Genomic DNA, 12034 nt, shown 5'->3' on the forward strand with positions numbered 1-12034 from the left:
GGCAACAACGCAACAACCCATCCAGCTCAGTCCCCATCGTATCGATGGCGTGGTGGAACTGCTGCAGATCACCGATACCCACCTTTTCGCCGGTGCCGAGGCCGATCTGCTGGGCATTGCCCCCTGGCACAGTTGCCGGGCGGTGGTCGACGCCATCCTGGAAGACGACAGCCCCCGGGATTTGATCCTGGCCACCGGCGATCTGTCCCAGGATCACAGCCCCGAGTCCTACCGGCAGTTTACCCGGCTGATGGCGGAGCTTGCGCCGCCGGTGTTCTGGTTGCCGGGAAACCACGACGACGCCCCCGTGATGCAGGCCGAACTGGATGCCGCCGGCATCAGCAATGCCAAGCAACTGCTGTGCGGCAACTGGCAGATACTGTTGCTCGACACCCAGCTGCGTGGCGCCGTCCACGGTGAACTGGCGCCGGAGCAGCTCGAGCTGCTGGATCGGGCCATCAACGACTATCCCCACCACCATCTGCTGGTGGCGGTGCATCACCAGGCGGTGCCGGTAGGCTGCGCCTGGCTGGATCAGCACAACCTGCGCAACGCCGACGAGCTCAAGCAACGGCTGGCACGGCACCGGGCCGCCAAGGTGGTGTTGTTCGGCCATGTCCACCAGGGCTTCGACGAAGTTCACGACGGGGTACGCTACCTGGCCAGCCCCTCCACCTGCATCCAGTTCAAGCCCCTGTCCGACGATTTCGCCCTGGATCATACCGCTCCCGGCTGGCGGGCCCTGTCGCTTTATCCCGACGGCCGACTCAGTACCCAGGTATGGCGGCTGCCGCCGGATGCCTTCGTGCCCGACTTCAGCGCCACCGGTTATTAAATAGCTGGCGTATTTCTTGCTTCCGTTGGATCAAGCAATTCAAGTCCAACGGAGCAAGACCATGGCAGAGACCTCAGCCGGCCGACCCGACGCCACCGATTACCTGATCGCTTCCAAAGAATGCGAAATCCAGATCCTGGAGCAGTTGCTGCGCATGGGACAACTGGTGGTTTGCATCAGCCACCTGGTGCACGCCCTGCAGCGGGAGCGGGGAGCATCCAACATGTACCTGGGCTCCCGGGGGGAGCGCTTCGGTCCCGAGCTGCAGACCATCAGGCGCGACACCGATCGTCATTCGGAACAGTTTCACCAGGCCCTGGCGGCGCTCAATCTGCGCCAGAATACGGTGCAGGCCGGCAGCCGGCTGCTCAACCGTATCGGCTATGCGGTGCACATACTGTCGGATATCGACCGGCTGCGGGACGAGGTCGGCTGTCTGGCCATCCGGGCGGAGGCGGCCACCCGGGTCTATACCGAACTGGCGCAGGGGCTGTTGGCGGTGGTGTTCGAGGCCGCCGATGCGGCGGTGGATCCGGATATCGCCCGCCTGCTGGTAGCCATGTTCCACTTTATGCAGGGCAAGGAACTCACCGGCCAGGAGCGGGCGGCGGGGGCGGCGGCCTTTGCCTCCGGCCATGGCGGGGGCGAGGTTTCGCCCCGCATCCAGCACCTGATCGAGGCTCAGGAGCGCTGTTTCGAGGTGTTCGCCGGTTTCGTGGATCCGGCCTCCTGGGCGGTATGGCGCCAGTGCCAGCAGGACACCGGCCTTATCGAGGTGGAGCGCCTGCGCCGGCTGCTGTGCACCAGCAACGAGCGCACCGCTTTCGATCCCCGGCTGGGACAGCGCTGGTTCGAGGCGATGAGCGCCCGCATCGATACCATGCAGCAGGTGGAGCTGTGCCTGGCCGCCCGGCTGGAGGTGCTGAGTGCCGGCAAGCTCGGCGCCGCACGGGACAGCCTGGCCCAGCACTGTTCGGTGATCGATCTGCTGCCTCGCTTCCAGCAGGGCCAGGACGATGCCTTCGTGGTGTTCTGCTCGACCCGGACGGTGGCGGAGAACGAACTGATGGGTTCCTACCATAACCTGAGCCCGCAACTGGGCCGGTCGTTGATCGAACTGCTGCAGTCCCAGTCCGGCCGTCTGCAACAGATACAGGACGAACTCAACAATGCCCGAACGGCGCTGGAAGAACGCAAGGTGGTGGAACGGGCCAAGGGCCTGCTGATGACCCATCGCCGGTTGTCCGAGGAGGAAGCCCACAAGCTGCTGCGCCGCACCTCCATGGAGCAGGGGCGGCGCCAGCTGGATGTAGCCAGGGAACTGCTCGCCCTGGCCGAGATGTGGACCTGACTCAGGCGCCGGCGGCTTCGGCGGCCGGGGCCTTTGCTTCCCGCTGGGGCCGCAGCGGCTCCAGCTTGCGCTGCTTCTCGTAGAGGAAGCGCAGCACCTCGTGGCGGTAGTGGTTGTAGCGCGGGTTGTCGGCCAGGGCAATCCTGTCCCGGGGCCGGGGCAGGTCGATGGTGAGCACTTCGCCGATGGTGGCGGCCGGGCCGTTGGTCATCATCACGATGCGATCGGAGAGCAGCACCGCCTCGTCCACGTCGTGGGTGATCATCAGCACCGTATTGTGCAGTTCGTGCTGGATACGCATCACCTCGTCCTGCAGGTGGGCCCGGGTCAGGGCGTCGAGGGCGCCGAAAGGCTCGTCCAGCAGCAGCACCTTGGGCTCCATCGCCAGGGCCCGGGCAATGCCCACTCGCTGCTTCATGCCACCGGAGATCTCGTCCGGCCGCTTGTGCAGGGCGTGGCTCATGTTCACCAGGGCCAGGTTGTGCAGTATCCAGTCCTGGCGCTCCGCCCTGGTCTTGCTGCGGCGGAAGGTCTTGTCCACCGCCAGGGCCACGTTTTCATAGACCGTCAGCCAGGGCAGCAGGGAATGGTTCTGGAACACCAGGGCCCGCTCCGGGCCCGGGACCGTGACTTCGCTCCCGTCCAGGATGACGCCGCCGTTGCTGGCGCCGGTCAGGCCGGCGACGATATTGAGCACTGTGCTCTTGCCGCAGCCGGAGTGGCCGATGATGGAGAGGTATTCCCCCCTGTTTACCTTGAGGTTGACGTTCTTCAGCACCTGGCTGGTGCCACCGGCGGTGTGGTAGACCTTGTCGACGTTTTCGATGGTCAGGTAGTGATGGCTCATGATATTCCTCCTCAGGCGGCGCTGGTGCCGCGGCTAATCCATTGGCCGAAGACCGCCACGATGCGGTCGAGTATGAAGCCCACCAGGCCCACGTAGATCAAGGCCAGCACTATGTCGCTGATCAGCGAGGCGTTCCAGGCGTCCCAGATAAAGAAGCCGATGCCCACGCCGCCGATCAGCATCTCGGCGGCGACGATGGCCAGCCACGACAGGCCGACCCCGATGCGCAGTCCGGAGAAGATGTAGGGGGCGGCGGCGGGCAGCATGATACGGACGAAGTACTCGGCGCCGTTCAGGCGCAGTACCCGGGCCACGTTGCGGTAGTCTTCGGGGATGTTGCGCACCCCCACCGAGGTATTGATGATGATGGGCCAGATCGAGGTGATGAAGATCACGAAGATGGCGGAAGGGCTGCTGTCCTGGAAGCCGGCGAGGGAGATCGGCAGCCAGGCCAGGGGCGGCACGGTGCGCAGCACCTGGAAGATGGGGTCCAGGCCGCGCATGGCCCAGGTGGACTGGCCCACCAGCACCCCCAGGCTTACGCCCGCCACCACCGCCAGGCTGTAGCCGTAGGCCACTCGCTCCAGGCTGGCGAGGATCTGCCAGGCCATGCCCACGTCGTTGCCGCCGTTGTTATAGAAGGGATCGGTGATCAGCTCCCAGGTATCGCTCAGCACCTGGCTGGGCGGCGGCAGGGCGGTGTTGCTGCCGGAGCACAGCAGCTCCCACAGCAGCAGCAGCCCGGCCAGGATCACCAGCGGCGGCGCCAGGTGGTTCAGGCCGTACTGCAGCACGGGGCCGAGGGGAGTCGGGCGGGGCGCACGGCGGCCGAGCGCCTGGGTCTGAGAAGTGCTTTCGGTGGTCATGGTGATGCTCCTTGCGGCCTCAGGCCAGCTTCTTGATGGCCAGGCTGTCCAGGTAGGCCATGGGATTTTCGGGATCGAACTGCTTACCGTCGAAGAAGGTTTCGACCCCGCGCGAGGTGGAGGCGGGAAGGTCGGCCTTGTCCACCCCCAGCTCGGCAGCGGCGGCTCGCCACAGATCCTCCCGGTTGACCCGGGCGATCAGCGCCTGGGTGTCGAGGTCGGTGGGCAGGTAGCCCCAGCGCATGTTCTCGGTCAGGAACCAGAGGTCATGGCTCTGGAAGGGGTAGGAGGCATGGTCCTTCCAGAAGCGCATCTGGTGGGGGCTGTTTTCCACGATGCGGCCGGTGCCGTAGTCGAAGTGACCCTGCATGCGGTTGATGATGTCCTTGACCGGGGCATTGATCCAGCGGCGCTTGGCGCAGATTTGCGCCACTTCGGCGCGGTTTTCCGGCTGTTCGCAGAAAATCTGCGCCTCCATGATCGCCTTGAGCAGCGCCTTGGTGGCGTTGGGGTGCTGGTCTACGTAGTCGGCGCGCATGGCGAAGGCCTTCTCCGGATGGCCGGCCCAGATCTCGCCCGTGGTCAGGGCTGAGTAGCCGATGCCCTGGTTGATGAGCTGTTCGTTCCAGGGTTCGCCCACGCAGAAGGTGTCCATGCTGCCCACTTTCATGTTGGCCACCATCTGGGGGGGCGGCACCACTATGGTGGCGATGTCCTGGTTGGGGTCTATGCCGCCGGCCGCCATCCAGTAGCGGATCCAGAGATCGTGGGTGCCGCCGGGGAAGGTCATGGCGGCGCGCACCGGGCTGCCACCATTCTGCTTGGCCGCCAGCGCCTGCCTGAATTCGGCCAGATCCAGCCCGACCTTGAGATCCTGGTACTCCTTGCCTACCGAGATGCCCTGGCCGGCCAGGTTGAGCCGGGCCAGTATGTACATGGGGGTGGGCACGTTGTTGGCGGTCATGGCGCCGGTGCTGAGCAGATAGGGCATGGGGGTAAGGATATGGGCGCCGTCGATGCCGTTGCTGGCCGATCCCAGCACCAGGTTGTCGCGGGTGGTGCCCCAGGAGGACTGCTTGAGCACCTGCACCTCGGTCATGCCGTGCTTGGCGAAGAAGCCCTTCTCGTCGGCCACGAACAGCGGCGCCGCGTCGGACAGGGCGATAAAGCCCAGCTTGGCGGATTTGGTTTCCAACGGGCCTGCGCTTTGCGCCGCCAGGCCCAGGCTCGGGAAGCTGCTCCACAGGGCGGCCCCGCCGGCCGCGGCCAGGGAGGCCTTCAGAAAGTGCCGGCGGCCGGCCGGATCCACGTTATTGTGCTTGGTCATGGTTCATTCCCTCGAAATTTCAAAAAAAAAGCCCACGCGCCGCTGCATCTGGATGCAGCCTGCGGTGGGCAACGTTGCCTGAATGAGTGGGTCCGCCATTGGACCCGTCTTGCCATAATGTAAGCAGAAAGCGTGCCACAGGTCGCCAGGCCACCTCGAAAGGGATATTCCCTAAGGGTTAGCTCATTGGAGGTGGTTTTCGCCACGGCCGGAAGGTGGGAAAAGTGCCATTGTGGTGCATTTTGCACCGGGTTAAGGCAGCGAATGCCATTGTGGTTGCCGGAGCGGGCGGGTAAGCTCGCTGGCAGCTTTTTCTGCGGGAGTGCACAGCATGACGGCCACGCTGCTTTATCTGCACGGCTTCAATTCCTCACCCAAATCCATCAAGGCCAGCCTGATGGAAGATCACCTGCGGCGGCACCGGCCCGATATCCGCTTTGTCTGTCCGCAGATTGCGGCCACCCCGGCGGCGGCCTGGGCCCAGATAGCGACGATCTGCGACGGACTGGAAGGGCCCTTCGGGGTGGCGGGCAGTTCCCTCGGGGGCTTCTGGGCGACCCGGGTGGCACAGCTGTACGGGGTGCGCGCCGTGGTCATCAACCCGGCGGTCAATCCCCATATATTGCTTAGCGACTGGCTGGGGGGGCAGCACAACCCCTATACCGGTGAGTATTACCGGCTCACCGCCGAACATATGGCCGAACTGGCCGCCCTGCGGGTGGATGCGCCGGGCTGCCTGGAGCGCATCTGGCTGTTGCAACAGCAGGGCGACGAGGTGCTCGACTACCGGGAGGCGCTGGACTACTACCGCTTCGCCCGGGTCTGCATCCAGAAGGGCGGCGACCATTCCTTCATCGGCTTCGAGCGCTACTGCGGCCAGATCATCCGCTTCTTACAGCTGTAAGCGACCTCCTCCGTCAGCTTAAAGCGTGTCGGTGGAGGTGGCCCTGTTATGTCTTCGCGACTGTTACAGCAGAGAGCCCAACTTGTGACTAAGAGTCGGGCTTCCAGCTTCCAGCTTTCGGCTTCCGGTAGTAAGATGCCCGCCAATACCCCTGATTACCGAAGGTCAATATGACATCGAGTCAATATACTGCCGACGCCATTGAGGTGCTCAATGGCCTGGAGCCGGTGCGGCGTCGCCCCGGCATGTATACGGACACCGCCCGTCCCAACCATCTGGGCCAGGAGGTCATCGACAACAGCGTGGACGAGGCCCTGGCGGGCCACGCCGGCAAGGTCGAGGTGATACTGCACGACGACCAGTCGCTCGAGGTGATCGACGACGGCCGGGGCATGCCGGTGGACATCCACCCGGAGGAAGGCATCTCCGGGGTGGAGCTGATCTTCTGCAAGCTGCACGCCGGCGGCAAGTTCTCCAACAAGAACTACCAGTTTTCCGGCGGCCTGCACGGGGTGGGCATCTCGGTGGTCAACGCCCTGAGTACCCGGGTGGACGTCACCGTGCGGCGCGGCGGCCAGGTGTTCGAGATGGCCTTCGAGCACGGCAACAAGGTGAGCGAGCTCACCGTGACCGGCACCTGCGGCCAGCGCAACACCGGCACCCGGGTGCGCTTCTGGCCCGATGCGAGCTATTTCGACTCGCCCAAGTTCTCCGCCACCCGGCTCAAGCACCTGCTCAAGGCCAAGGCGGTGCTCTGCCCGGGGCTTGCCATTCGCTTCGAGGACAGGGTCAACAACGAGACCCTGGAGTGGTGCTATCAGGACGGGCTCAAGGATTACCTGGTGGAGGCGGTGAAGGAGTTCACCTGCCTGCCGGAGCAGCCTTTTACCGGTAACTTTGCCGCCGAGCACTCGGCGGTGGAATGGGCCCTGACCTGGCTGCCGGACGGCGGTGAAGGGTTGGGCGAGAGTTACGTCAACCTCATTCCCACCGCCCAGGGCGGCACCCACGTCAACGGCCTGCGCCAGGGCCTGCTGGACGCCATGCGCGAGTTCTGCGAGTTCCGCAACCTGTTGCCGCGTGGGGTCAAACTGACTCCGGACGACATCTGGGAGCGCTGCGCCTACATCCTGTCGGTGAAGATGCAGGATCCCCAGTTCGCCGGCCAGACCAAGGAGCGGCTGTCGTCGCGGCAGAGCGCGGCCTTCGTCTCCGGGGTGGTGAAGGACGCCTTCAGCCTGTGGCTGAACCAGCATATCGAGCTGGCCGAGCAGATCGCCGAGCTGTGCATCAGCAGCGCCCAGCGCCGGCTGCGCCAGGCCAAGAAGGTGGTGCGCAAGAAGGTGACCCAGGGCCCGGCCCTGCCCGGCAAGCTGACCGACTGCGCCTGCTCGGATCCCATGCAGGGCGAGCTGTTCCTGGTGGAAGGGGACTCGGCCGGCGGCAGCGCCAAGCAGGCACGGGATCGGGAGTTCCAGGCCATTATGCCGCTGCGTGGGAAAATTCTTAATACCTGGGAAGTGGAGTCCGGCCAGGTACTGGCCTCCCAGGAGGTGCACGACATCTCGGTGGCCATCGGCCTGGATCCGGACTCGGACGACCTGTCCGACCTGCGCTACGGCAAGGTGTGCATCCTGGCCGACGCCGACTCGGACGGCCTGCACATTGCCACCCTGCTGTGCGCCCTGTTCGTGCGCCACTTCCGTACCCTGGTGGAACGGGGCCACGTGTACGTGGCCATGCCGCCCCTGTACCGCATCGACGTGGGCAAGGAAGTGTTCTACGCCCTCGACGAGGACGAGCGCGACGGTGTGCTGGAGCGGATCGCCGCCGAGAAGAAGAAGGGCAAGGTACAGGTCACCCGCTTCAAGGGGCTGGGCGAGATGAACCCCAAGCAGCTGCGCGAAACCACCCTGGATCCCAACACCCGCCGGCTGGTGCAGCTGACGGTGGAGGATGCCGAGGCCACCGAGCAACTGATGGACATGCTGCTGGCCAAGAAGCGTTCCGGCGATCGCCGGGAATGGCTGGAAACCAAGGGCAACCTGGTCGACCCCCTGGCCTGAGGACGAGAGAATGAGCAACAACGACTTTACCATGGAAGGGGTGGAGCGCCTGCCGCTGCACACCTTCACCGAGCAGGCCTACCTAAACTACTCCATGTACGTGATCATGGACCGGGCCCTGCCCCATATCGGCGACGGCCTGAAGCCGGTGCAGCGCCGCATCATCTACGCCATGAGCGAGCTGGGCCTGTCGGCCTTGTCCAAGCACAAGAAATCCGCCCGTACCGTGGGCGACGTGCTGGGCAAGTACCACCCCCACGGCGATTCCGCCTGTTACGAGGCCATGGTGCTGATGGCTCAGCCCTTCTCCTACCGCTACCCGCTGGTGGACGGCCAGGGCAACTGGGGCGCGCCGGACGATCCCAAGTCCTTCGCCGCCATGCGCTATACCGAGGCGCGGCTGTCGCGCTTCTCCGAGCTGCTGCTGAGCGAGTTGGGCCAGGGCACGGTGGAGTGGACGCCTAACTTCGACGGCACCCTGAAGGAGCCGCGCATGCTGCCGGCCCGACTGCCGCACATCCTGCTCAACGGGGTGACCGGCATCGCCGTGGGCATGGCCACCGACATCCCGCCCCACAACGTGCGGGAACTGGCCAATGCCTGCGTGCACCTGCTGGAGCACCCCCAGGCGACGGTGGCCGAATTGATGGGCTTCGTGGCCGGGCCCGATTACCCGACCCGGGCCGAGATCATCACCCCCAGGGCCGAGATCCAGAAGATCTACGAAACCGGCAAGGGCAGCATCAAAATGCGCGCCGTCTACCAGCTGGAACAGGGCGATATAGTAATAACCGCGCTGCCGCACCAGGCCAGCGGCGGCAAGATCCTGGAGCAGATCGCCGCTCAGATGCAGGCCAAGAAGCTGCCCATGGTGGCGGATCTGCGCGACGAGTCGGATCACGAGAACCCGACCCGGCTGGTGATCATCCCCCGCTCCAACCGGGTGGACGTGGAACAGCTGATGCAGCACCTGTTCGCCAGCACGGATCTGGAGAAGAACTATCGGGTCAACCTCAATATGCTGGGGCTGGACAACCGACCCCAGGTGAAGAGCCTGGATCTGATCCTGAACGAATGGCTGCGCTTTCGCCGCGAGACGGTGCGCAACCGGCTGCAGTACCGGCTGGACAAGGTCGAGGCCCGGCTGCACATCCTGGCCGGCTTGCTGGTCGCCTTCCTCAATATCGACGAGGTGATCCACATTATCCGCACCGAGGACGAGCCCAAGCCGGTGCTGATGGCGCGTTTCGATCTTACCGAGACCCAGGCCGAGGCTATCCTCGAGCTGAAACTGCGCCATCTGGCGAAGCTGGAAGAAATGAAGATCCGCGGTGAGCAGGACGAGCTGGCCGCCGAGCGCGACAAACTGGCCCAGATCCTGGGCTCCGAGCGCCGGCTCGGCACCCTGCTTAAGAAGGAAATCCTGGCCGACGCCGACAAGTACGGCGACGATCGGCTCTCGCCGCTGGTGGAGCGGGAAGAGGCCAAAGCGCTGAGCGAGAAGGAACTGGTGCCGAGTGAGCCGGTCACCGTGGTGTTGTCCGAGAAGGGCTGGATCCGCGCCGCCAAGGGCCATGAAGTGGATGGGCCCGGCCTCAGCTACAAGGCCGGCGACGGCTTCCTCGATGCCGCCATGGGGCGCAGCAACGAAGCGGCGGTGTTCCTGTCCAATATCGGCCGGGGCTATGGCCTGGACGCCCACAGCCTGCCCTCGGCCCGGGGCCAGGGCGAGCCGCTCACCGGCCGCTGCAGCCTGAGCCCGGGCGAACAGGCCAGCTTCGTGCTGATGGGGGAGGACGACACCCTGTTCCTGCTGGCCTCCGACGCCGGCTACGGCTTCGTCTGCCGCTACGGCGACATGGTCAGCCGCAACAAGAACGGCAAGGCCCTGCTCACGGTGCCGAACGGTGGGCTGGTGCTCAAGCCCGCGGCCATCGCCACCCTGGACAGCGACCTGTGCATGGCCATCACCAACGAGGGGCGTATGCTGCTGTTCCCGCTCAAGGACCTGCCGCTGCTGGCCAAGGGCAAGGGCAACAAGATTATCGGCATCCCCGCCGCCAAGGTGCAGGCCCGGGAGGACTTTATCAAGCAGCTGGTGGTGGTGCCGCAAGGTGTGAGCGTCACCCTGTATGCGGGCAAGCGCAAGCTGACCCTCAAGCCCGCCGATCTCGAGCACTACCGGGGCGAGCGCGGCCGCCGCGGCGCCCTGCTGCCAAGGGGCCTGCAACGGGTGGATGGCATCGAGCTGGAAGCCTGATAAGAGGAAACAAGAGCAAGGCCCGAGCAATCGGGCCTTGTCGTTTCAGGAGGAATAACGCCCGTCCTGCAGGCGGCGCAGGTGCCAGGGGTTGTCGTCCTGCAGCGCCTCGGTCGGCTGGGCGGGTTGTGCTGCTAGACGGGGATGGGTTCGGGCCTGGCCTGGGCGGTGGCGATCAGCGCCTGACCGCCCTAGCGGCCTCCGGGCATGGGAGTGGGTATATGGCTTCTAGCCTTCGGCTTCCGCCTGCAGTTTTTCCATTATGGGGGCATTGGCGGCGGGAAAGTCGTAGCGGTGCAGCTCGGCCAGCGGCACCCAGCGGCTGGGCTGGCCTTCGCGGCCGTGGGCTTCGCCCTCGAAGGCGGTGACCTTGCGGATATCCAGGATCACCTGCTTGTCGCCGTAGTCGTGCTCGATGCGCATAAAGGGTTGGCAGCTCGCCACCCGGATGCCGATCTCCTCTTCCAGCTCCCGGGCCAGGGCCTGAGGCACGGTTTCGCCGGTTTCCACCTTGCCGCCGGGAAACTCCCACTTGCAGGCCTGGTGTTGGCTCTCGCCACGGCGGCAGATAAAAATCTCGCCGGCGTCGTTTTCGATCACGCCCACCGCCACCAGCACGGTTTTCTTCAGGCCGGCCTCAGTATTCATTTTCATCATCCTGCTCCGGCAACCAGGCGGGATCGCCTGGAATGCGTTTTTCCTCGTCGGCCCACTCACCGAGATCGATCAGTTGGCAACGCTTGCTGCAGAAGGGGCGGTAGGGACTCTGTTCTCCCCACTCCACGGGGGTACCGCAGGTGGGGCAGGAGACTGTAATTATTGTGCTCATTTGATGTTGGCCAGTTCGAAGTCGATATTGCCAATCTCGGTGTTGCCGACCGGCATAAAGCGGATGGTGAAACGATACTTGTTGCCGCTGACCACCGGATAGATGGCGAACTCGGCGGGCAGCCGCAGGCGGATCATCTCGGTGAGTTCGGCGCCGTCCTGGAAAAAGCCGCCCACCGCCTGCTGGGTTCGAAACTGGCCAGCCTCCCGCCACAGGGTCAGCAGCAGCTCCAGTCCCTGTTGCAGCAGTTGCAACTGGGTCAGCCAGCCGTCGATATCCTGCTGCTGGCGCGTCACCGGCTGGTGGAGCCAGTAGTGCAGCTGAGGTACGTCGAAGGGACAGAGGCCGCCGGGGATGGCGAAGCGGCTGCGCACGGCGGCGAGCAGCTTGTCCTCCCGCAGCAGCTGGCCCAGGCGGGCGGCCCGGGGCAACTGCTGGCTGAGTTGCTCCAGTTGAGCTTCCAGCTGGGACAGGGCGGCGGCGTCCACCCCCGGTACCTGGGACCAGGCGGCCAGCTTGTTTCGCTGGGCCTCCAGATCCTTGGCCAGGTCGGTGCGGACATCACAGCGCTCCAGCAGCTCCATGATGTCCAGCAGCGCTTTGAACAGGGCGGTGGCCTGGCCGGAGACCGAGAGCTCCCGGCACAGGCGGATTTGCTGCAAGAGTTCGCTCAGGCGCAGGTAGTTGCGGCACTTCTCGTTGAGAGGAAATTCATAAACCAGTGATGACATAAGGCTCCGGCCTGCAGA

General features: G+C 64.9%; 11 protein-coding genes. 5 read left to right on the forward strand and 6 right to left on the reverse strand.

The genetic code is table 11. The features are described 5' to 3' along the window. Positions 1–52 precede the first annotated feature (52 nt). Positions 53–835 carry a 3',5'-cyclic-AMP phosphodiesterase gene (cpdA, locus tag ACEVBK_RS02160; protein WP_375058497.1) on the forward strand — a complete coding sequence of 261 codons (783 nt, stop codon included), beginning with the start codon at positions 53–55 and terminating at the stop codon, positions 833–835. Positions 836–896: 61 nt separating this feature from the next. Further along, the gene (locus tag ACEVBK_RS02165; RefSeq protein WP_375056980.1) at positions 897–2186 is read left to right on the forward strand and encodes a nitrate- and nitrite sensing domain-containing protein; all 1290 of its coding nucleotides are present in this window, start codon (positions 897–899) and stop codon (positions 2184–2186) included. Position 2187: 1 nt separating this feature from the next. Here ACEVBK_RS02165 and ACEVBK_RS02170 read toward each other — a convergent pair whose 3' ends face one another. From ACEVBK_RS02170 to ACEVBK_RS02180, 3 genes are read right to left on the reverse strand one after another with little or no spacing between them, the layout of a single operon-like run. Then, positions 2188–3033, reverse strand: coding sequence for an ABC transporter ATP-binding protein (locus tag ACEVBK_RS02170; RefSeq protein ID WP_375056981.1), 846 nt, complete (start codon positions 3031–3033; stop codon positions 2188–2190). Between the two features lie 11 nt (positions 3034–3044). Beyond that, positions 3045–3899, reverse strand: a complete 855-nt coding sequence (gene ntrB / locus ACEVBK_RS02175) for a nitrate ABC transporter permease (protein WP_375056982.1) — start codon at positions 3897–3899, stop codon at positions 3045–3047. A 19-nt stretch (positions 3900–3918) separates the two neighbouring features. Continuing rightward, positions 3919–5226 (reverse strand): CmpA/NrtA family ABC transporter substrate-binding protein, encoded by a 1308-nt coding sequence (locus tag ACEVBK_RS02180; protein ID WP_375056983.1) that lies wholly within the window; start codon positions 5224–5226, stop codon positions 3919–3921. Between the two features lie 331 nt (positions 5227–5557). Here ACEVBK_RS02180 and ACEVBK_RS02185 point away from each other — a divergent pair, with 331 nt between their 5' ends. The 3 genes from ACEVBK_RS02185 (at position 5558) to parC (ending at position 10456) form a co-directional block, all read left to right on the forward strand. Then, positions 5558–6130, forward strand: a complete 573-nt coding sequence (locus ACEVBK_RS02185; protein ID WP_375056984.1) for a YqiA/YcfP family alpha/beta fold hydrolase — start codon at positions 5558–5560, stop codon at positions 6128–6130. Between the two features lie 170 nt (positions 6131–6300). Beyond that, positions 6301–8196, forward strand: a complete 1896-nt coding sequence (gene parE, locus ACEVBK_RS02190; RefSeq protein WP_375056985.1) for a DNA topoisomerase IV subunit B — start codon at positions 6301–6303, stop codon at positions 8194–8196. A 10-nt stretch (positions 8197–8206) separates the two neighbouring features. Further along, on the forward strand, positions 8207–10456 hold the full coding sequence (parC, locus tag ACEVBK_RS02195) for a DNA topoisomerase IV subunit A (RefSeq protein WP_375056986.1): 2250 nt from the start codon (positions 8207–8209) through the stop codon (positions 10454–10456). A gap of 228 nt (positions 10457–10684) precedes the next feature. Here the strand turns inward: parC and mutT are convergent, their stop codons facing one another. The 3 genes from mutT to zapD are packed head-to-tail and all read right to left on the reverse strand — an operon-like array spanning position 10685 to position 12016. Beyond that, positions 10685–11104: an 8-oxo-dGTP diphosphatase MutT gene (mutT, locus tag ACEVBK_RS02200; RefSeq protein ID WP_375056987.1), complete on the reverse strand. Its 420-nt coding sequence runs from the start codon at positions 11102–11104 to the stop codon at positions 10685–10687. Continuing rightward, positions 11094–11285, reverse strand: a complete 192-nt coding sequence (gene yacG / locus ACEVBK_RS02205; RefSeq protein ID WP_375056988.1) for a DNA gyrase inhibitor YacG — start codon at positions 11283–11285, stop codon at positions 11094–11096. Before yacG ends, mutT begins: the two co-directional genes overlap by 11 nt. Next, entirely contained in the window at positions 11282–12016 is a 735-nt protein-coding gene (gene zapD / locus ACEVBK_RS02210; RefSeq protein ID WP_375056989.1) for a cell division protein ZapD, read from the reverse strand. The genes yacG and zapD overlap by 4 nt, the downstream gene beginning before the upstream one ends. Positions 12017–12034 lie beyond the last annotated feature (18 nt).

It is taken from the genome of Zobellella sp. DQSA1, assembly GCF_041950555.1.
Taxonomy (GTDB): Bacteria; Pseudomonadota; Gammaproteobacteria; order Enterobacterales; family Aeromonadaceae; genus Oceanimonas.

What these genes read in the sequence shown, in the direction of transcription:
- ACEVBK_RS02165 (WP_375056980.1), top strand. Translation starts at nt 897, where the DNA reads ATGGCAGAGACCTCAGCCGGCCGACCCGACGCCACCGATTACCTGATC.
- parE (WP_375056985.1), top strand. Translation starts at nt 6,301, where the DNA reads ATGACATCGAGTCAATATACTGCCGACGCCATTGAGGTGCTCAATGGC.
- zapD (WP_375056989.1), bottom strand. Translation starts at nt 12,016, where the DNA reads ATGTCATCACTGGTTTATGAATTTCCTCTCAACGAGAAGTGCCGCAAC.
- ACEVBK_RS02180 (WP_375056983.1), bottom strand. Translation starts at nt 5,226, where the DNA reads ATGACCAAGCACAATAACGTGGATCCGGCCGGCCGCCGGCACTTTCTG.
- yacG (WP_375056988.1), bottom strand. Translation starts at nt 11,285, where the DNA reads ATGAGCACAATAATTACAGTCTCCTGCCCCACCTGCGGTACCCCCGTG.
- ACEVBK_RS02185 (WP_375056984.1), top strand. Translation starts at nt 5,558, where the DNA reads ATGACGGCCACGCTGCTTTATCTGCACGGCTTCAATTCCTCACCCAAA.
- ACEVBK_RS02170 (WP_375056981.1), bottom strand. Translation starts at nt 3,033, where the DNA reads ATGAGCCATCACTACCTGACCATCGAAAACGTCGACAAGGTCTACCAC.
- ntrB (WP_375056982.1), bottom strand. Translation starts at nt 3,899, where the DNA reads ATGACCACCGAAAGCACTTCTCAGACCCAGGCGCTCGGCCGCCGTGCG.
- mutT (WP_375056987.1), bottom strand. Translation starts at nt 11,104, where the DNA reads ATGAATACTGAGGCCGGCCTGAAGAAAACCGTGCTGGTGGCGGTGGGC.
- parC (WP_375056986.1), top strand. Translation starts at nt 8,207, where the DNA reads ATGAGCAACAACGACTTTACCATGGAAGGGGTGGAGCGCCTGCCGCTG.